The following is a 17,736-nucleotide window of genomic DNA, read 5'->3' as shown; positions in this document are numbered from 1 at the left end:
GAGCACGTGGCTCACACCGCATACCGGGTCCGACTAAAAAACAGCGCCGACCCGCTACCGATAGCATAGGTTGAAGCGATGCCCAGATCGAAGCCGGCGATGAAAGGCGGCAGCATAAAAATACTCGCAAACCCCAGAGCGACCAGGGCGATGCCCAGCCATTTTCTGAGGCTGTAGGATTTCAGATAAAAGAACAACAGCAGGAACACCGCGTAAGCCCCGGCGTACAGGCCATATTCGCTCATGATCCTATCCGCCCTGGGTCTTGATGATCATGGATGATTCCGAGTGCTGAGGTGATTTCAACCAGCCATTCAGGAATGTCCCGCATGCCATGTAAAACGCTCCATACATCGATGTGACTATCGCGTTCAACGTAAAACACCCGCTTCATAGATGAAGCAACCACAGCGCCCCGATCAGGGCGGGAGGCATTACCAGCACCCCCAGGCGCAGGAAGTCCCAGGCACCAACGTGTTCGCCTTCACGGCGAATGGCAACCAACCAGAGCAAAGTGGCCAGGGAGCCGGTAATCGACAGGTTCGGCCCGAGGTCGACGCCAATCAGCAGCGCCGCAGTCGTTCGCGCTGGCAAATCGACAATATGGCCAACGGAGCCGGCGATCAGGCCGGTCGGCAGATTGTTCATCAGGTTACCGGCGATGGCAGAGACCACACCGGCGCTCCAGCTCGCCTGGACCTCGGAGCCACGCGCCAGCACGGCCAAACCATGGGCCAGGTGCTCAATCACACCCGTCTGTGCCGCCGCTTCCACCAGCACGAACAGGCCCGCGACCAACGGTAGCACGCCCCATGCCACGCCTCTGAGCACCGGCATCGGATTGCGCCGTTGACGCCAATGGATCAGCCCGGCCGTGGCGATGCCGGCGCAGAAGGTGGGTAGGCCGAGCTGCCGGTCCAAGGCGGAGGTCACCAGCAACAGTATGCCTGTCAGCACGATACCCAGCGCGCACAGGCGTGCACCGCTGGACATCGGTTGCACGTCGATGGCCGTCGCCAGGGGCTGGCGGATCTGCTTGCGCTGGGCCAGACGCAGCACCAGGTAGGTCAGGCCGATGGCGGCCAGCGACGGCAAGGTGAATTGCCGCAGCCACTCCAGCAACGGCGGCATCTGGCTGCCGAACACCACCAGGTTGGCCGGGTTGGAGATAGGCAGCACAAAACTGGCGGCATTGGCGATGAAGGCACAGACGAACAGATAAGGCAGCGGCTCGGCCTTGGCCGCCTTGCACGCGGCGTACACCGCTGGGGTCAGCACCACGGCCGTGGCATCGTTGGAGAGGAACACCGTGACCAGTGTCCCCACCAGGAACACCAGGTCGAACAGGCGCTGGCCGGAGCCCCTGGCGTGTTGCACCGCGTACATGGCCAGCCAGTCGAACAGCCCTTCCTGGCGCGCCAGTTCGGCCAGCACCATCATGCCGATCAGAAACAGGTACACATCGCCCCCCTTGGCGACGGCGGCGAGTGCCGTGTGCAGCGGCACCAGGCCAAACGCGGTCAGCAATACAGCGGCGCTGACCGCCCAGACATACTCCGGCACGCGCCAGGGGCGCAGGATTACCCCGCCGGTCGCAACGGCGGCCACGGCCCAGATGAGCGAGGATGAATCAAATACAAGCATGCAGTTTACTCAGGTGAATACAAGACTCGGCGCGGCATGATCAGGTGACGGCCGTGGAGATGCGACCCGTAACGCTCCTTCCACTTTGATCCTCGGAGACAGAGAGAAGTCAGTCCCATGTCCTGCTCACGAAACGCAGAGAAGCAGGGACCTACGGTTGAGCGGTCCAAACGGCCAGCTCATAGCCATCTGGATCAATGAAGTGGAACCGGCTTCCGCCAGGGAACGAAAATGTTTCGCGGGAAATAACAGCCCCAAGGCTTTAAGCCGACGCTGCGCCTCGTCGAGATCATCCGAGTACAAGATGATCAAAGGGCCACCGGGCCGAACGGGCTCTCCCGTAGTGAAGCCACCCGTAAGGCGGCCATCACTGAATTCTGTATAGGCAGGGCCGTAATCGACGAATGTCCATCCGAACGCCTCGCCGTAGAAGGCTTTGCTACGGGCGATGTCGCCAACGTTGAACTCAATGTTGTCGATCTGTCGGTCTTTACCACGAACGCTCATGGGTGCCTCCTTGGCTGATTTCGAAGAGGCGATAATAACGCATCGACCGTTGTGTGGCGTTGGAGCAAATGTGCGACCGTAATGCCCAAGCTTACCCGCCCGATCAGCCTGTGCCTGGGATCGTCGATACCGCTGGGGTTCGACCAATCGTGAGGATGCCTTGGCGCAGCCACTTCATGAAGGCCTGCCCCAACTCCTCAGTGCTCACGTTAGGTTGTGGTGGGTGTCGGGCTTTTTTATACCCACAGCAAACGCCCAAGACGGAGATGGATCGGCAGACCGATTCATTCCAGAAGCGAAACCAAGTGAGGCTCGATGGAGGTCTCAAGCACCTCCAGCAGCGCCAGCGTCACCGGAAGTTTGAAACGTCGAGGGCCCGCGCTGCCAGGGTTGAGATACAAGGTTTCACCACGCCATTGAATAAGAGGCTTGTGCGAATGGCCGGTGATCACCAGCCTGATGTCCTCATCGAGCACGGTTGGAACATCAGCCATGTCATGCACGAGCAAGGCCTGCCATCCGCCCAGGTCGAGCCGCAGAAGGTCAGGCAGATGATCGGCCCAGGGCGCGCCCAGGTCGTTGTTTCCGCGCACAACGAACAGTGGCGCAATAGCTGCCAGTTGCTCAAGAACCTCAGGCTTGCCGATGTCGCCGGCGTGAATGATCCTTTCGCAGCCCTTCAGGGCAGCCAGCGCCTCAGGACGGAGAAGGCCGTGAGTATCGGAAATCACGCCAACTTTCATGCAGGGCACCGCAACGGGTTAGAAGTGGATAGCCAGTGTATGCTGAATGCAGAGCACATGAACCCCTCTAGCGTCATAACAGAAACGAAGTGGACTGCTGCCGACATGGGTCTGATTGAAGAGATTGAAAAAGCATGGGGCTGGACAGGGATCAAACCTTCACTGATCGTCGGTGAGAATGAATTTGGCAACTTCATCATCAAAGACACAACAGGATGCTATTGGCGTCTTTGCCCCGAAGAGCTGTACTGCCATCGCGTAGCCAACACACGAGCGGAGCTCGATGACCTTTCTCAGAGCCAGGATTTTCTGCATGACTGGTACATGAAGGGACTGGTTGAAATGGCAAAGGCCCGGCTTGGCTTGCTCCGTCCCGGGTACAAATATCACCTGAAAATACCCGCTGTACTCGGTGGAGGATATGAAGAGGAAAATCTTGCGATGATCTCGTTGGCCGAGCTCGTGAACGTCTCTGGCTACCTTGCCAAGGAAATCGACGGATTACCCGATGGAGCAAAGGTCAGGCTCCAAGTTACGGAGTAACAAGGCCTGCAAAAAATTTTGCCACCCGACATATCTTTCACTTCATGAGTGCCGCTGGGGGCTTCATATACTCCGTGAAACTGCTGGCCAAAAGCGTCGGGACAGAGAGGTTGTGTGTTTATAAAAACAGAAGGCCATGAGGCTCATTTCTTCGGAACCCCGGCGGATTTCAATGGCATTTCACGAGCTATCCGGAAGTGTAAGCTGGGGGCGACGATCCGCTTGCCCCTTGAGAAAAACCAGGCTGGACTCACGTCACTGAACATTGCCTGCACCAGTGGCGTCGGCTCTATCGGCCTTCGAAATCCTGATGCTTTTATCATGTACCCCGAGCGGTCGAGAAACCTGCTCTCCCCTTGCTTCGCGATGCCGACTGAAACCCAACCAGGCTCAGTGTTTTTTATCAGCAGGTTGCAGATCGATTTTCTGCAAGCCCTGGAAGACGACTCTCTCGATGTGGTCCTTCATGTCAGCCCGACGTAGACCGAACTGCCCTTGCGAATCTGCCCATCTCTTAGCTCCCGGATCCACTGCACTTCTTGTCACTCATCGTTTTTATTCGTCTCGAGATGAAGGGCTCTTTCGTGGCCAGCAAGAGAACTCTCTTTCCCTTGAATGAAATTTCCTAGAAAATCCTGACCGCTTGCGCCTGATAATTTCAGTAGTTAGTCTCGATTCGTCACTGCTAATCCAGTGATCGGGTTTAGCAGCTCGGTAAATCGTTAGGCGCACGACGCCACCTATCCAACCGACGTTTCGGGCTCGGTATTTTATGGTGGCTGTGCGCAGGGCATCTCCGGATGCGCCGGTTTCCTAACGTGCCGGTCTGCTAACCTGCGTACGGCCGCCACCCATCATTTAGCAGTGATATTGGCGGCTCCCACCTACGTTAGGAGTTACCAGAATGTTCAAAGTAACCCCCAATCCGCCTGCAACACCCAACGTTGAAACCATCGATCCACGTGTCGCCGACCGGGCTCTGTCTTACTACAACCTTGGACCGAATGCAGACTCGAAATCAGCCCCTGTCACCGTGCTGCGTGATCATTTGAGTGAACCCAGGAATCAGGAAGACGCCCTGGTCAACGTCTACTCGATTCTGCAATCCGCTGCTGCAACCGCCTATGAAAACGCTGACAACCAAACCGGTTCGAACCGCAAGGTGGCGATGGGTGTGGTGCACTTGATTGAGCTGGCGCAGTTGAAAATGGACTCGGGGCTGGATGGCCAGGTCGTCAACGCTGACGCCTGACAAGGCTCAGTAGCTACACGGAAAACTGTGCAGCTCACACCGTCGAAGATCATGTCCACTGACGCCACATGATCTTCGACGGAACACCGCGATGGTCATTAACCGAATCATCGCCATGCTTCAAAAATGTACTCCATGAGTACAGAATTCATCCGCCAGCATCTCAAACACATCCCCCCTCTTCAGGAGCCATCAGTGAACGCTGTTGACGCAAACCGCCTGAAGATCTGGCAAGCGCTTTCATCACTGTTTCTGGATACCGAAATCGACGGTTCAACCTTTGACTACGTTGCCCATGTCGTTCTCGAGAGCGGGTATTCTCCCAAAGAGGTTCACAACATTCTGTGGGGTGAAGTCTTCCCAGTTCTTGAAGGAAACCTCAAGAGTGTCGCAGGGGAATGGGTTGGCTGGCCAGATGACTGGCTACTGGAGCACCTCACGGTCATCAACGAACCTGAGGCCACCAACGGCGACAGTTGCATTGTCAAAGAAATCGCCAGATGCTGGGAGCATGTGGCAGCCCGGCTCCCATCAGCGTATGCCTGAAAATCCACTCACAATTCAATGCAGGACAAAGGAGGGTTCAAAGTGGGTCTTGATCTGTCTCTCGAAGCTGATGATGCACTGACAATTCCGACACTGGGTCGGGCCTTGGAAAAAGCTGGCGCCAGTGAAGTCATCGTCGCTGACGGTGCTCTAGAGGCTTTTTTTATTTCCGGGCTAGCGGTGTGGACCCCTAGCGCGATCACCGACTCTGCGATTCATGCAGAGGATACGAAGGGTATGGATTTGCGCGTCGCTCTACGCTGTAACATCAGAATAAAGGGGCCCGCACCGGAGGGGCATTCTCCTTTGGACGATCTGGACAAAATAGCCCAGTCCATTGCCCAGATGTGCTCAGCCCACTTCCTCATCAGCTTCCAGTACGAACAAACCTTGTACTGGCGCAACGCTACGGGGCTTCATCGCCGATAAAGCGAGTGGACAAGGACCCGCATTGACAGCGGCATTCACTACACAAGGACGCGTACCGATGTTATCCGCACAACAGGCCAGCGCCATCGTGCTCGTCCTACACGACGGTACCCTCAGGGATGGAAAGCCCGAGCGCTTTGCCATTCAGTCTTGCGAGCTCTCCGCGAATGGCGATTACTGGGTGGTCCGCAGCAACAGTGAAGATTACGTGGTGCACGGTATGGCGCAATATTGCTATGTCGGCGTCAACGCCCACCTGGTCGACGTCGTGACCGGAGCGACCGAGATCGTCGGTAGTTGCTTCAGTGTTGATGAATATCTACAAGACCAATACGACCTGCGTGCGGCGGCCGGCAATCTGTATGTGCTGACCCCGGCATTTGCCCGTGACGATAAGCCCGCGATGGTTAACTTGCGCCAAAAGCTGGCGTGCACCTACCCGGAGATCCTAAACCTGCTGTCAGGTGAACAACGGCAGTGGCTCACCGGTACCCGCAGGCACCTTCAGGATGCACAGCGGTTGCTTGTAGATCAGGGCATAGCCACAAATATCGAACTGCAGCCTGAAGCGGCTGGAGCGATATCCATAGGGGTCGAATGCTGGCACCTCGATGCGTGCTCAAAGCACTTCGAAACAGACTGCGCTAATCACTCGGCTCCGGCTCCCCATTACCAGATTTTTCTGTAGGTCGCTTTCGGTCAGAAGCTGCCCTCCCAAACCATGACGACAACGCCCAAGAGACGTCTTACGCACCAGGTAAGCGGCTGACATTTGAAGGGAGCACAATCTTTGAAAACCTACTGCCCGACTTTCTGGCCAAATGGTCCCGGCGTTGACCACAGCGCACCGACCATCCACCTTGATGATCTTTTGCCACGGATAGGCAGTACCACTTCCGCGTACTTTAATAGGCGTGATTTTTTGCGCGTCGGAGAAACCATACGCCTTATCTGGTGCCCACCCGTTTCTGACTTGAATAGCTGGGGTGAGCAACCATCAGAAATCGCATTCAGTCATCTGTTGACCGCCACCGTGGTCAGTCCAGCTTCAGTAGCAACACCGTCAACGCACGACCCGCACTTCATTCATCGTGGCATGCTCAGGTACGACCTTGAGATCCTCTCCTGCGAGCGCCTATTACCCGCACTGAAGGCATTTGAGCCAGACGGCATCGATTGGCATCTGCAGATGATTGGAACCCCCCGAGGCACCATCCTGGCGTGGGACGAGATACATTGGTGTGGCCGTGCTACCGTCGAAGGGCTTATCTATCTCACGGCAAACACACGAAACGAGGCGTATTTAGAGCTGCTGCTGGAGCCGACCGACGACTCATTTATCGGACTATTTTCTCTGCACATGAACCCAGGTGGGGTCGAGTATGATCTCGGCAGAAAACGCTTCACGAGCAATGAGCTACGAGCGATCAAACGTGCACTCGCTCTCGCGCACCCACTTCAGGACTCACAACCCACGTACCTTGTTACCACATAGTATGAGTCTGGGAGTCAGGGGGCCGGCGCTGGCACTGGCTTGCTCACAGCATCCCACTGGCGAAATCAAGGTAAGACTCATGGGCGCCCCCATCATCATCGGCAACAGCTATGACCTTTGGGTCAGCAATGGCATGAAAGATGCCTTTTGCGAGGTTCTCACCACTGTCGCGACCTTGGAAGGTCATGATGTCATGGCCATCTATGAGGAGGCGCCCGGAGTGGCCGGCACATACGGTATCTCCGGTGTGGGTATCTTTCTCGACGAATTCTATCGCTATCTCGGCGGATTCTCAGGCGTTCGACGCCACCTCGATGTGTGCCGAGCGCGGCTGAACGAGGTCGCCGAGTCCTGCAGTCTGACGCCAAGAGGTTCAGAGCGCATGGCGCACGTACTGGCGTGGGCTGCTTACCACATGGATGGCAAACCGATCCCAGTAAACTGCAATCTCTATGAGGACTGGCCACCTGGCTCAGCCGACATACGATAGCTACCGGAAAAATCGTGAGTGCCTGCTTCTGGCCGATTGTTGCCTGTCACGACCGACTGAAATCGACCCTCAACGGTCGTACACATTTCTCGTCAGCGGCCATTCAGGCGAGCACTGGTGCCGCCGCTGCACTCGGGGCCTTACCTAGAGGCGCATGATGCATCGCCTTCATCGGCCCTTGCGCCAGAAGGAGAACACGGTACCGCTGCAGCCTTTGTCGTCCCGCAGGTAGACCTCGAAGGTCTTGCCGACGACGGCGAAGCTGACCGTCACGACGCCCACGTCGTTGGACAGATAATTGCCCGACATCGCCGGCACGAAATCGATCGCGTCGCGGGCGAGCAGGTAGAGATGCTCGTTATAGACGGTGGTGGCGGGCGACAGCGTCTTCAGGTGATCCTCCATTACGCTGTTGAGGGGCTGGCTGATCTCGTACTCTATGCCAGCGTTGTGGAGCTGGCTGATCTCGTACTGCATGCCAGCGTCGCGGTACGGGATCGACAGCAGCACCTTGCCATCGACGCTCAGGCGCGTGGCGAGCGAGGTGTCCAAAGTGACCGTCATGCTGTTGAGCCGGTGCAGGTCCCCGCGTGTCAGGCTCACGTCTGAGACCTCGCCGTGCCCATCCTCGACGATCGAGAAGTTCGATTTCCATCGGCCTTTGTCACGCCACGACTCCCACACGCCGCTGGGGCAGCCCACGCCGCTGACGCTATCGAGCGCATAAGTGCCGATCGCCTGCGTGAGAATCTCGCGCTTCGAGCCAATGATGATTTCCGAGGTCTGATGCGCGTCAACGGGCAAGCGCCGGTCGCCACGGGCCGATGCCCAGTTGCCGTTGAGCGTGTCGCTGGCCACCTTGCCGGTAAAGGTGCCGGTGCGTTGGCCCGCACTCCCGAACTCGTTCATCGTAAAGGTCCCTGATGGGTCGATCTCGCCGCTCAGGTAGATATCATTGCGCTTGCCGGCATGGCGATAGCTTCCCGTCAGCCTGCCGTCGACATTCTTGAGATTCATCGTAAACGCATAGCGATCGCCGATGCGGCCCGCGAAGGTCTTGTGGAAGTACTGAGGGGCGGCCAGCGCCGTGGTGGCGGTCATCCAGGACAGAAGCACGGCGACGATCTGCAGGGCTGGACGAAACATGGAGAGCGCTCGGGATTGAAGGTGGCGCAATTGTGACACTCCGTGCCGATCGGTGGCACCCGACCACGCGCGGAAATCGCTTGGCTGGAAGAATTCTCAGCCTAGTGATCGTCAGCAATTTCGGACCAGGCTTCGACGGACCGCTCCTGGCCGATTGTTGCCTGTCACGACCGACTGAAATCGACCCAAATCGGTCCCTAACCGCCGAATGACGGCTAAGAAACCTGGTCACCTATCACTACGATAGATGCTCCGAACGTTACGCCAGATAGCCGGGTAACCTCAGCCAATGCCCGTAAAGGGGCCGGCAAGTCGAAAAGTGTCAGTGGATTCAGTGGACGGTATTGCAACTCATACCCGTTCAAAGCTTGGCGTGCAGCGCGATGGACGTCCGACCAGTCATATGCAAAGAACCCACGTTTGGCAAATGCAACGAAAGCGTTTGCGCCAGACATGGAAGTGACCAGATCTACATCGGACACCTCCGGCAATGAAAGGACCAATTCTTCGGAGATCTCGACGGAGGGAAGTGCGGAGTCAGGAATCGGCCCCGGACCAGCCGTAGTGAAGAGCGCAACCTGCCCGATGGCGTCAGTAGCGATCCATCCAACATCAAAGTCCTGAAGATCGAGGGGAGTAACCATTGGCACCTACTTTAGAAAAAAGGACTCGTTGATTTTCCGACTCTAAACTTCCCAGCCCAGAGTGTGTAAATGCGCGTCGGCAAATTGCCAAACCGGGAAGAAATGCGGCGGATTTATTTTCCCTGCTCTAAACGTCTGCTTTTGGTCGATTGTTGCCTGTCATTACGGGCAACAATTGACCGATGGAAATCCTCAACACTGCTTGCTCACTACCTAAATGACCATGGGAGGCCCCTGCCCTTTCGAGATGAGCAGAGCCCTACGACTGAGCTGTCCAAACGGCCAGCTCATAGCCATCTGGATCAATGAAGTGGAACCTGCTTCCGCCAGGGAACGAAAATGTTTCGCGGGAAATAACAGCCCCCAAGGCTTTAAGCCGACGCTGCGCCTCGTCGAGATCATCCGAGTACAAGATGATCAAAGGGCCACCGGGCCGAACGGGCTCTCCCGTAGTGAAGCCACCCGTAAGGCGGCCATCACTGAATTCTGTATAGGCAGGGCCGTAATCGACGAATGTCCATCCGAACGCCTCGCCGTAGAAGGCTTTGCTACGGGCGATGTCGCCGACGTTGAACTCAATGTTGTCGATCTGTCGGTCTTTACCGCGAACGCTCATGGGTGCCTCCTTGGCTGATGTCGAAAAGACGATATTAACGCATCGACCGTTGATGTAACGTTGGAGCACAAGTCCGTTCGAGTCGGTTCTCTACCGACCATGGTCACGACGCCATGCTGGTCATGGTCGAATGCAAACAGGTGGTCATGAGCGTGCAAAGACCCCTCTGTGAAATTGCGCGTCACTTGACCGCCTGATCGCATCGAAAGCCGTCGCACGCAAATGGCGGATGTCGGCCAGAAACCGCAACAAGTGGATCAAGCAGAGCACGAGACAATACGATACGGTTCACAGTCATCTAGCGGACCATCAGGGCCAATCTATGCAATTCCACGGTTTTGTATTTGGAGACATCGAGGTCGAGGTCCAAGGACGCGCCTACGATCTGCATAACTTCTATCGGGCTGACGCCATTAACTACGCAGTCGTGGATCGCACGATCCTACTCAGCTTTTCTCGTCGTACCGACGATTGGGTACCGCCCGAAGAAGCAAAGCAGATCACCATCACGTTCCATGAGGTCAGTTATTTTTCAATGGATGGCCGAGACCAGAGCCCAATCAGAGAAGACGATGGTGTTATTCATTCGATTGGAGCTGTGCAGCCCGATGCCGAGACTCAAGAGTTCTACCTCACAGATAACATCCCTCATGACCATCACCTAGTCGTGAGCTTCGAATCGGGTCTGACATTACGAATACAGGCAGGTGAAACACGGTGCGAAATCGGTTTCTGAAGAGCCGATAGAGCGCGCCACTCCTTCCTGCTGCGCGGCGCCCTTCAACCTGAGCACCTGCTACCGCAGGCGTTAGCAAGTGCACGCGCCCATCAGCGCCCCGCTCCGCCGTTTCAAGGTGGGTTGCCTCGGCGTATTCTTGAAGGTTGCGAGCCGTTACCCATTCCAGTGGGATACCGAGCTGGTGCAGCAGGTAGACTGCCGAGGGCGAATACATCGTCAACAGCCTCAGAGAGGATCGTGCCAGTCACGCTGATGGCGTAAAAAGGGCATTCTGTATTTCCTGCCGGGCGAGAGGAAAATCCTCAAACGCCATCTGGACGCTCAGCGTATCGCGGGCTTTAGCCACTGCTGCCGGCCCCATGATCACAATGGCTCGTATAGCGGCCCAGCGCGTGAAATGGTTCTCCTGGTCTGAGACCAGCGAGAGTACTTTTTTAAAATCTGCATCGTCTGATGCGTGCTCCGCCAGCAGCCTGGCCATCCCGAAAATATCAATGGGGTATGCCACCTGATGCACACCCAAATACATCGCCCTGTCGATCAATTCGTCAAAAGAAGAGTCCATGAAACCTCATAAGGTAAACAAAAATCCCCCATGCACCTGAGTCCACTGGTAGCCCAGTCAGCCCCTAAAAGTGCGACCGTAATGCCCAAGCTTACCCGCCCGATCAGCCCGTGTCTGGGATCATCAATACCGCAGAGGTTCGACCGATCACTCTTGGCCAAAAGCTGCCTGCCGAACAGCCGGCAGACTCGACGCAAAACCGACGCAGAAGCTGCAGGAGCGCTAGCTTTCAGCGAACGGCTTAACTTGGAGGCTGGGCATGATCATTCAGCTTTTTCCAGCGTCGAGCGAAAGCGAAAGCTTTGTGTCGTACGGACTGCGAGAGCGTTTTCCGAGATGAGCACTGAAGCAATAGCTCGGATAGGTTGTGATCAACAGGAAACCCTTCGTCCAACCATTTGATCGCAAGCTGAGACCAGTACTGAGAGTCAGACTCCAGCGCAGTGACAAGCACCTCGCGCAGCGAGATCTCTGCTGGCAATGACCTTTTAATTTCCAGAGCTGATAGGGCGGCAGAAAGGTCGAGCTTTACGGACTCGTACGGCTTTTCAAGCAGTGGCAACAGCCAAACGTAGCTAAAACTCAGAGTCATCGTGTCAAGAATCTCATATGGCTTACTCGCTGATGGCCAATCCAACTTTCGCTGACCATTGGACCCTAGCATGTAACTCAGCGCCAATTCCCCTCGTCGTATTACGACTTCTCCCATTCTCGCTTCATGGCCGCATCACTGGGGCGGCCATAAGCCGAACACGAAAACCGGCACGCTGCCTCCTGGAGTTTCAGCGGTCGAACAGAGGCATGAGTGCATCATGCGTCTGAAAATATGCCGTTGCTCAAAGCCTCTCGAAGGCGACTGACAACGGCAATGGAAAGCTAGACATAAAGGAGCAATACATGGGATTTCTAACAGGCAAGCGCGTCCTGATCGTCGGTGTCGCCAGCAAGCTGTCCATCGCCTCGGGCATTGCGGCGGCCATGCATCGCGAAGGCGCCGAACTTGCCTTCACCTACCAGAACGAAAAGCTCAGGGCCGCGTGGAAGAGTTTGCGGCTGAGTGGGGTTCCAGCCCCGCATTGTGCTTCCCCTGCGACGTGGCCAGCGATGAGGACATCGCTCTGGTCTTCGAGAAACTGGGCCATCAATGGGATGGGCTGGACTGCATCGTCCACTCCGTGGGCTTCGCGCCTGGCGACCAACTCGAGGGCGACTTCACTGAAGCCACCACTCGTGACGGTTTCCGCATTGCCCACGATATCAGCGCATACAGCTTTGTGGCTCTGGCAAAAGCCGGGCGCCCCATGATGAAAGGTCGCAATGGCAGCCTGCTAACGCTGTCCTATCTGGGCGCCGAACGGACCATGCCCAACTACAACGTCATGGGCATGGCCAAGGCCAGCCTGGAAGCCGGCGTCCGCTACCTGGCCAGCAGCCTTGGCCCGGAAGGCACCCGCGTCAATGCCGTATCGGCAGGCCCGATTCGCACCCTCGCCGCTTCTGGCATCAAGAACTTCCGCAAGATGCTGGCCGCCAACGAAGCCCAGACCCCACTGCGCCGCAATGTGACCATCGAGGAAGTCGGTAACGCTGGCGCCTTCCTGTGCTCCGATCTGGCATCGGGTATTAGCGGTGAGATTTTGTACGTGGATGGCGGTTTCAATACCACCGCCATGGGTGACTTGGTCGATTGACCCACAAGACTGATTGAAGCGCCCTCCTCCGTAGCCTGGCCATTGGGCTACGGAGGTATCGTTTTCGCTGAACGTCACGGCCAGAAACAGACCTGAGTGGGGTTGCACATGTCCGAAATTACTCAGACGGTCATCGCCATGGCGCTGGCCTTTCTACTTGATCGGTTTCTTAAGCCGTACCCGCTGCGCAAGTGGCTAGGGGTGACGCTGGTGGTGGCTGGCGCAATCGGTTGCGTTGCACTGAGTCAGGCCCAATTGCTGGGCTTTGACATGGGATTGATGTCGGTCTTTGCCGTGCCGGTGGGCGCGGGGCTGTTCGTGACCAGGCGGCGGTTTGTGGAGGTTGGCTGAAGTGCATCACCCCTGACTCGGCATCATCCACCAGCGCCTTGGTCAAAGAGATGTAAAAAGGGGGCCTGCCTTCGATTGAAGCTGGCTGACTGCCGTAGGCCGACTCCCGCCTGGGTGTTGTGAAAACCGAGACCGACTTTTTCAACAGAATCGACCGATAGCTGCCCTTCAAGCCATGGACTCACTATCCGTGCCGCCCCGCGACGGCTTGCTCTAATGCGATGAATATCAACGATCACACCTTCACTGCACGCGTCGCTATGAAAGTCGGCAAAACGTTCTCGATCACGAAGCGCGGATGGGGCTGCCAGTCTTCATGGAATCCGGTCAGAACGAGCCCGGCATCAAGCTGGCCGCCAATCTGGTCAGCGAGCGTGTGCCCGAAGACCAGCGCTTCGTTGCGCTCACGTTTGGCCACCATCGCTGTGGGCGGCAAGTTAACTAAATCCGAGTAGGGCAAGCGCCAGACAGGCCGCAGCAGTCCCTGCTCGCGCAGCACTGGGTCGCGGTCACCTACGAAGACCACTGGGTTCCAGAAGCTTGCCAGCAAGCGACCGCCCGTGATCAGCACGCGCGCACATTCGCGCCATACCGGCAGCACGTTTGGCACGTACAGATTCGAGATTGGATGAAAAATGATATCGAAGCTGGCGTCAGCGAATACGCCAAGGTCACGCATGTCACCCTCAATGCAGGTCAGCGCCAGACCTTCTCGGTCGGCGACGGCCCGGTCTTGCGCGAGTTGGCCGATGGAGGCGTCGAAGACCGTGACCTGCGCTCCCGCTGCGGCCAGCAGCGGGGCCTGCTGGCCGCCACCTCCTGCGAGGCAGAGAACGCGCAGGTCGCGCACGTCACCTAACCAACCGGAGGGTAATGGACCTGGCGTCAGCCGGGCATTCAATTGACCGGCGCGGGCGGCTGCGATCTCTGCGGTATCGACTGGACGTGACCACTCGCAGCCATTCGCGGCCTGGTGATTCCAGGCAGCGGTGTTGTAGGCGAGGATGTCGATGGATTCTGTCATGGGCACTCCTTTGACAAAGAGGCCGCACAGCGAGGCCGGAGACGCGCCCATCAAGAACGGTGGGCAGGTAGTGACGCGGGCGCTCGCCGTCGGCCCTGGACAGGCTTACGGGAGAACGGTCGGACAAGGCGTCCAATGGGGCGTCACAGGTTCATTGCAATCTCATACCGGTAGTCAAAAAAGCGGCACGGCTCGGGGGGAGTTTTGCGGTTCGTGCCATGTATAGCACCTTACGGGATCACCTGCGCGGTTTCCACGGCCTGCTTCTGGCCGTTAGCCGCCTTCAGCGAAAGGCAGCTTTGGGTTGTGGATTCAACCGGTGGCGACAGGCAGAAATCGGCCAAAAGCGGCCGATTGGGGAGCAGCTATACTCCGGTTGTAGCACGCCATCCGCTTACCCCTGAGCCCAATGCTTTTCTTTTTTTCAATTGGTTAGAAGCGTCAGGCGCCTGCTACGGGGGATTTAAAGGGGCCTGATCACAGTTGCATGCCTTTCAGCGGTCGTTCTTCGAACAGGACTCACTTCGAATATCCGGCTCGGCCAGTCGAAGCTGGTTATGAAAACCGAGAATAAGCAAGGAGCATGCTATGGCTATCACCCTCATTTTGGGTTGCAATCAAGATGACTTCAACGCACGGCATGATGGCTCCTGCGAGGGCATTTCCTTTTATTTTTGCATGCGCGCGCTCGACCTGGGTCCGTTACAAGGACTTGCCGACCTGTTGGAACAGCGGAATATCGGTCGGAAGGTTGAGCGAATCATGGCTCTGCAGGACCAGATCTGTGATGGCCTCATAAATTCCGGCACCTATGAAATCGGCATTGACGGCCAGCCGATCAGCGACCCCAGAGGTGGCAACCTTCCCGGTATTCGCAACCAGGGCAAGGCCATCCAGGAGTTTCATAACCTGTACTCACAGGAGGCGCAGACCCTGGGTTGCAAGTCGATTGGAACCTTGTCTTCCTTCTTCGAGGGAGGCTTCGTCCAGTTGCTGACGCACACCATCGAGCTGTTGGTTCGCAGCAGGCACGGCGCGGCCCTGATCGCCATGCAAAGCGCTAAGTCCCACTCTGTGGCGCTTGCCTATGACGGTAGCGAACTCTATTTCTTCGATCCCAATTCTGGCGTTCACACATTGGCGAACCTCGGCTCGGCAGCTACGGAACTGGAGAGCCATCTGACGACCAGCTATGCAGTCCCCTCCTGCGTTCACGCCAATATGTTCAAGTTGAACCACTGAACGGGTCATGCGCACGTCCTGCTGTCGACGAACTTCCGAGTGAAAGGTTGGGGACAGTTCCATTTGATGGGCAAACTGGCCGCTCCTGGCCGATATCCGCCGCCCGCGGAGGGCAGCTTTGGGTTGTGGATTCAACCGGTCGTGACAGGCAACAATCGGCCAAAAGCGCTCGGTCACGGCCAAAGAAAACCCAGGCGACGCAGACAGGCCGTCTAGACTCCAGTACACCAGTGTTGACGGTTCCTGAAACACTAACCCCCCCAACATCTGTCATTCCAACCGAATTGACCTGAGTACACCCAATCATGTGTAAATCATGTGATTCAACCGCCGCCCCAGACACCAATGATCGTCGTCGTTTTCTTCGTACTGCCGGGCTAGGAGCTGGCGCCTTGCTACTGGCGGGTCTGCTGCCCAACAGGGCGATCCTGGCCGCCGAAAAAACATCGTCCCCCCCTAAACCACACAATGTCATCAGCCCCGATCAAGCGTTGCAAAGACTGATCGACGGAAATGAGCGGTATGTGACTGGGAATTCTAAAACACATGACTTCAAAGCTGAGCGCGAGGCACTGGTTTCCGGCCAGAATCCGTTCGTGGCTGTGCTCAGTTGCTCCGACTCCCGAATAGCACCCGAATATGCTTTTGACACCGCGCGAGGCGACCTTTTCGCTGTCCGCGTCGCTGGAAACTTCGTGACAGAAGAAGGTCTCGCCAGTCTTGAATATGGGGTTGCGGTACTCGGTGCTCCCCTCATTCTCGTATTGGGGCACGAGCGTTGCGGTGCCATCGAAGCCGGCATAAAAGCCGTAAAAGATCATACGGTATTCCCAGGGCAGATACCGAAACTGGCGGACGCACTCAGGCCATCGGTTGAGAAAGTGCTCAATCAACCTGGGGATTTAGTGGAAAACGCGACGGTGCAAAATGTCAGGCTCTCGGTCGACAGACTTAAAAAAGCGACGCCACTGCTGACGGATGCGCTCGCCAAGGGCACATTGAAAATCGTGGGCGGCATCTACCGTCTTGCCTCCGGCAAGGTTGAGATGATTGCCTGAATCAAGCGGTGCGATCACTTTACCGATAGGGGTGCAACGTCCGCAGGGCACAGGGTACGTGGATGGCGGTTTCAATACCACCGCCATGGGTGACTTGGTCGATTGAGCCACAAGACTGATTGAAGGGCCCTCCTCCGTAGCCTGGCCATTGGGCTACGGGGGACTCATATTCCCACCCTAGAATTACAAGTTATAAAACAATGTCAGTTACACGGGATTTACCTGAGGCAGATTGCAGGTACCGTGGGCAAGCCATCGAGGAACGTCGTAATCTGCCGGATGCCACGCAGGTGCATCCGCCGCTTCACTCACTGCCCGCTCCAGCGCAGCCGACGTCCGACCATTGAGCTCGATACGCAACGCCACCGCCCGCTCTACACCGACCTGCAATGCCGGGCCGAAACGGCTAATGTCTAGTCCCAGGCGGATCAGCATCTTTTCGACACCCACCGTAGTGACAGTGACGAACTGCTCCACCCCACACCCGAGGGCAAAGTTCACAATGGCACGGATAGCCTGAGTGGTGCCCTGCGAGAAGCCGAAACGGTTGCCTTGAGGGATCTCGATGGCAAAACGACTCAGCTCCCAGATCGAATCGGAACAAGGCGCTGGTTGGCCATGCAACAGCTCTGGAAAGGTATGCGCCAACATATTTGGCCCGGTAGTTGGAAGAATCCGCCAGCAACCACAGACATACGCAGACTCTGCATTACGGTTGATAATCATATAATAAGGGTCAAGCGCGTCATACCCATCTATTTCCATACCATTGATAAGTGGTATATCCCACATTTTCTTCTGCTTGAAGATACGCGCCCGAAGCTTGTGCATGCCATCCAACTCTTTAGGGTTGAATTTATGACGGCGATCAATAGAAATAAACATAGAGAAGATACCAGCAACTTTAAATTTGCCGAACAGGATATATTCACAATGAATAAGTGAGACCCTCCCAGATTAGGGAGGTGGTTCGGGGCTGCCGAATTTGCTAGGTTTCAGCTTTTAAAGGAT

Annotated in this window: 21 protein-coding genes and 2 pseudogenes; 13 read left to right on the top strand and 10 right to left on the bottom strand. The window is 56.6% G+C overall.

Annotated features, from left to right (window positions below; genetic code table 11):
- Positions 1-11 precede the first annotated feature (11 nt).
- From NUH87_RS29180 to NUH87_RS29165, 4 genes and pseudogenes are all read right to left on the bottom strand, one after another.
- Complete coding sequence (locus NUH87_RS29180; protein WP_338523743.1) at positions 12-245, bottom strand: hypothetical protein; 234 nt, start codon at positions 243-245, stop codon at positions 12-14.
- A gap of 145 nt (positions 246-390) precedes the next feature.
- Complete coding sequence (locus NUH87_RS29175; RefSeq protein ID WP_338523742.1) at positions 391-1,644, bottom strand: arsenic transporter; 1,254 nt, start codon at positions 1,642-1,644, stop codon at positions 391-393.
- A 151-nt stretch (positions 1,645-1,795) separates the two neighbouring features.
- Positions 1,796-2,151: pseudogene (locus NUH87_RS29170) on the bottom strand (VOC family protein).
- A 284-nt stretch (positions 2,152-2,435) separates the two neighbouring features.
- A complete protein-coding gene (locus NUH87_RS29165) occupies positions 2,436-2,894 on the bottom strand; it encodes a metallophosphoesterase family protein (protein ID WP_338523741.1) in 459 nt (152 codons plus the stop codon).
- On the opposite strand from NUH87_RS29165, the gene NUH87_RS29160 reads away from it, so the two are divergent.
- The 8 genes from NUH87_RS29160 to NUH87_RS29125 all read left to right on the top strand — a co-directional run bounded on the left by NUH87_RS29160 (position 2,865) and on the right by NUH87_RS29125 (position 7,649).
- Complete coding sequence (locus NUH87_RS29160; protein ID WP_338523740.1) at positions 2,865-3,437, top strand: T6SS immunity protein Tdi1 domain-containing protein; 573 nt, start codon at positions 2,865-2,867, stop codon at positions 3,435-3,437. The genes NUH87_RS29165 and NUH87_RS29160 overlap by 30 nt on opposite strands.
- A 114-nt stretch (positions 3,438-3,551) precedes the next feature.
- Positions 3,552-3,920: a hypothetical protein gene (locus NUH87_RS29155; protein ID WP_338523739.1), complete on the top strand. Its 369-nt coding sequence runs from the start codon at positions 3,552-3,554 to the stop codon at positions 3,918-3,920.
- Positions 3,921-4,341: 421 nt separating this feature from the next.
- Entirely contained in the window at positions 4,342-4,689 is a 348-nt protein-coding gene (locus tag NUH87_RS29150; protein WP_338523738.1) for a DUF6124 family protein, read from the top strand.
- 135 nt (positions 4,690-4,824) lie between these two features.
- Positions 4,825-5,235 (top strand): DUF7079 family protein, encoded by a 411-nt coding sequence (locus tag NUH87_RS29145; RefSeq protein ID WP_338523737.1) that lies wholly within the window; start codon positions 4,825-4,827, stop codon positions 5,233-5,235.
- A gap of 42 nt (positions 5,236-5,277) precedes the next feature.
- Entirely contained in the window at positions 5,278-5,664 is a 387-nt protein-coding gene (locus NUH87_RS29140; protein WP_338523736.1) for a hypothetical protein, read from the top strand.
- Between the two features lie 58 nt (positions 5,665-5,722).
- Entirely contained in the window at positions 5,723-6,352 is a 630-nt protein-coding gene (locus NUH87_RS29135) for a hypothetical protein (protein ID WP_338523735.1), read from the top strand.
- A 102-nt stretch (positions 6,353-6,454) separates the two neighbouring features.
- Positions 6,455-7,159 carry a hypothetical protein gene (locus NUH87_RS29130; RefSeq protein ID WP_338523734.1) on the top strand — a complete coding sequence of 235 codons (705 nt, stop codon included), beginning with the start codon at positions 6,455-6,457 and terminating at the stop codon, positions 7,157-7,159.
- 79 nt (positions 7,160-7,238) lie between these two features.
- Positions 7,239-7,649 (top strand): hypothetical protein, encoded by a 411-nt coding sequence (locus tag NUH87_RS29125; RefSeq protein ID WP_338523733.1) that lies wholly within the window; start codon positions 7,239-7,241, stop codon positions 7,647-7,649.
- Positions 7,650-7,817: 168 nt separating this feature from the next.
- Here the strand turns inward: NUH87_RS29125 and NUH87_RS29120 are convergent, their stop codons facing one another.
- The 3 genes from NUH87_RS29120 to NUH87_RS29110 form a co-directional block, all read right to left on the bottom strand.
- Entirely contained in the window at positions 7,818-8,795 is a 978-nt protein-coding gene (locus NUH87_RS29120) for a hypothetical protein (RefSeq protein ID WP_338523732.1), read from the bottom strand.
- A 215-nt stretch (positions 8,796-9,010) separates the two neighbouring features.
- Positions 9,011-9,439 carry a hypothetical protein gene (locus NUH87_RS29115; RefSeq protein WP_338523731.1) on the bottom strand — a complete coding sequence of 143 codons (429 nt, stop codon included), beginning with the start codon at positions 9,437-9,439 and terminating at the stop codon, positions 9,011-9,013.
- A gap of 259 nt (positions 9,440-9,698) precedes the next feature.
- Positions 9,699-10,055 carry a VOC family protein gene (locus tag NUH87_RS29110; protein ID WP_338523730.1) on the bottom strand — a complete coding sequence of 119 codons (357 nt, stop codon included), beginning with the start codon at positions 10,053-10,055 and terminating at the stop codon, positions 9,699-9,701.
- A 322-nt stretch (positions 10,056-10,377) separates the two neighbouring features.
- On the opposite strand from NUH87_RS29110, the gene NUH87_RS29105 reads away from it, so the two are divergent.
- Positions 10,378-10,791, top strand: coding sequence for a hypothetical protein (locus NUH87_RS29105; RefSeq protein WP_338523729.1), 414 nt, complete (start codon positions 10,378-10,380; stop codon positions 10,789-10,791).
- A 247-nt stretch (positions 10,792-11,038) separates the two neighbouring features.
- Here NUH87_RS29105 and NUH87_RS29100 read toward each other — a convergent pair whose 3' ends face one another.
- Entirely contained in the window at positions 11,039-11,359 is a 321-nt protein-coding gene (locus tag NUH87_RS29100; RefSeq protein ID WP_338523728.1) for a hypothetical protein, read from the bottom strand.
- A 978-nt stretch (positions 11,360-12,337) separates the two neighbouring features.
- Here NUH87_RS29100 and NUH87_RS29095 point away from each other — a divergent pair.
- Positions 12,338-13,050: pseudogene (locus NUH87_RS29095) on the top strand (enoyl-ACP reductase FabI).
- A gap of 108 nt (positions 13,051-13,158) precedes the next feature.
- Positions 13,159-13,401, top strand: a complete 243-nt coding sequence (locus NUH87_RS29090) for a hypothetical protein (protein ID WP_338523727.1) — start codon at positions 13,159-13,161, stop codon at positions 13,399-13,401.
- A gap of 235 nt (positions 13,402-13,636) precedes the next feature.
- On the opposite strand, the gene NUH87_RS29085 is transcribed toward NUH87_RS29090, so the two are convergent.
- Positions 13,637-14,425: a class I SAM-dependent methyltransferase gene (locus tag NUH87_RS29085; RefSeq protein WP_338523726.1), complete on the bottom strand. Its 789-nt coding sequence runs from the start codon at positions 14,423-14,425 to the stop codon at positions 13,637-13,639.
- 588 nt (positions 14,426-15,013) lie between these two features.
- Between NUH87_RS29085 and NUH87_RS29080 the strand changes: the two genes are divergently transcribed.
- Entirely contained in the window at positions 15,014-15,667 is a 654-nt protein-coding gene (locus NUH87_RS29080) for a hypothetical protein (protein WP_338523725.1), read from the top strand.
- Positions 15,668-15,972: 305 nt separating this feature from the next.
- A complete protein-coding gene (locus NUH87_RS29075; RefSeq protein ID WP_338523724.1) occupies positions 15,973-16,725 on the top strand; it encodes a carbonic anhydrase in 753 nt (250 codons plus the stop codon).
- Positions 16,726-16,932: 207 nt separating this feature from the next.
- Here NUH87_RS29075 and NUH87_RS29070 read toward each other — a convergent pair whose 3' ends face one another.
- On the bottom strand, positions 16,933-17,610 hold the full coding sequence (locus tag NUH87_RS29070; RefSeq protein WP_338523723.1) for an acyl-homoserine-lactone synthase: 678 nt from the start codon (positions 17,608-17,610) through the stop codon (positions 16,933-16,935).
- Positions 17,611-17,736: the final 126 nt, after the last annotated feature.

Origin of the sequence: Pseudomonas batumici (assembly GCF_036585405.1) — a bacterium.
GTDB lineage: Bacteria > Pseudomonadota > Gammaproteobacteria > Pseudomonadales > Pseudomonadaceae > Aquipseudomonas > Aquipseudomonas batumici.
Note: the sequence above shows the minus strand (reverse complement) of the source record. Positions and strands in the feature narration are given on the sequence as shown.

Excerpts from the sequence above, each read along its gene's own strand:
- NUH87_RS29090 (WP_338523727.1), top strand. The coding sequence starts at position 13,159 with ATGTCCGAAATTACTCAGACGGTCATCGCCATGGCGCTGGCCTTTCTA.
- NUH87_RS29115 (WP_338523731.1), bottom strand. The coding sequence starts at position 9,439 with ATGGTTACTCCCCTCGATCTTCAGGACTTTGATGTTGGATGGATCGCT.
- NUH87_RS29070 (WP_338523723.1), bottom strand. The coding sequence starts at position 17,610 with ATGTTTATTTCTATTGATCGCCGTCATAAATTCAACCCTAAAGAGTTG.
- NUH87_RS29100 (WP_338523728.1), bottom strand. The coding sequence starts at position 11,359 with ATGGACTCTTCTTTTGACGAATTGATCGACAGGGCGATGTATTTGGGT.
- NUH87_RS29125 (WP_338523733.1), top strand. The coding sequence starts at position 7,239 with ATGGGCGCCCCCATCATCATCGGCAACAGCTATGACCTTTGGGTCAGC.
- NUH87_RS29075 (WP_338523724.1), top strand. The coding sequence starts at position 15,973 with ATGTGTAAATCATGTGATTCAACCGCCGCCCCAGACACCAATGATCGT.
- NUH87_RS29080 (WP_338523725.1), top strand. The coding sequence starts at position 15,014 with ATGGCTATCACCCTCATTTTGGGTTGCAATCAAGATGACTTCAACGCA.
- NUH87_RS29165 (WP_338523741.1), bottom strand. The coding sequence starts at position 2,894 with ATGAAAGTTGGCGTGATTTCCGATACTCACGGCCTTCTCCGTCCTGAG.
- NUH87_RS29145 (WP_338523737.1), top strand. The coding sequence starts at position 4,825 with ATGAGTACAGAATTCATCCGCCAGCATCTCAAACACATCCCCCCTCTT.
- NUH87_RS29150 (WP_338523738.1), top strand. The coding sequence starts at position 4,342 with ATGTTCAAAGTAACCCCCAATCCGCCTGCAACACCCAACGTTGAAACC.
- NUH87_RS29120 (WP_338523732.1), bottom strand. The coding sequence starts at position 8,795 with ATGTTTCGTCCAGCCCTGCAGATCGTCGCCGTGCTTCTGTCCTGGATG.
- NUH87_RS29110 (WP_338523730.1), bottom strand. The coding sequence starts at position 10,055 with ATGAGCGTTCGCGGTAAAGACCGACAGATCGACAACATTGAGTTCAAC.
- NUH87_RS29105 (WP_338523729.1), top strand. The coding sequence starts at position 10,378 with ATGCAATTCCACGGTTTTGTATTTGGAGACATCGAGGTCGAGGTCCAA.
- NUH87_RS29085 (WP_338523726.1), bottom strand. The coding sequence starts at position 14,425 with ATGACAGAATCCATCGACATCCTCGCCTACAACACCGCTGCCTGGAAT.
- NUH87_RS29175 (WP_338523742.1), bottom strand. The coding sequence starts at position 1,644 with ATGCTTGTATTTGATTCATCCTCGCTCATCTGGGCCGTGGCCGCCGTT.
- NUH87_RS29135 (WP_338523735.1), top strand. The coding sequence starts at position 5,723 with ATGTTATCCGCACAACAGGCCAGCGCCATCGTGCTCGTCCTACACGAC.
- NUH87_RS29180 (WP_338523743.1), bottom strand. The coding sequence starts at position 245 with ATGAGCGAATATGGCCTGTACGCCGGGGCTTACGCGGTGTTCCTGCTG.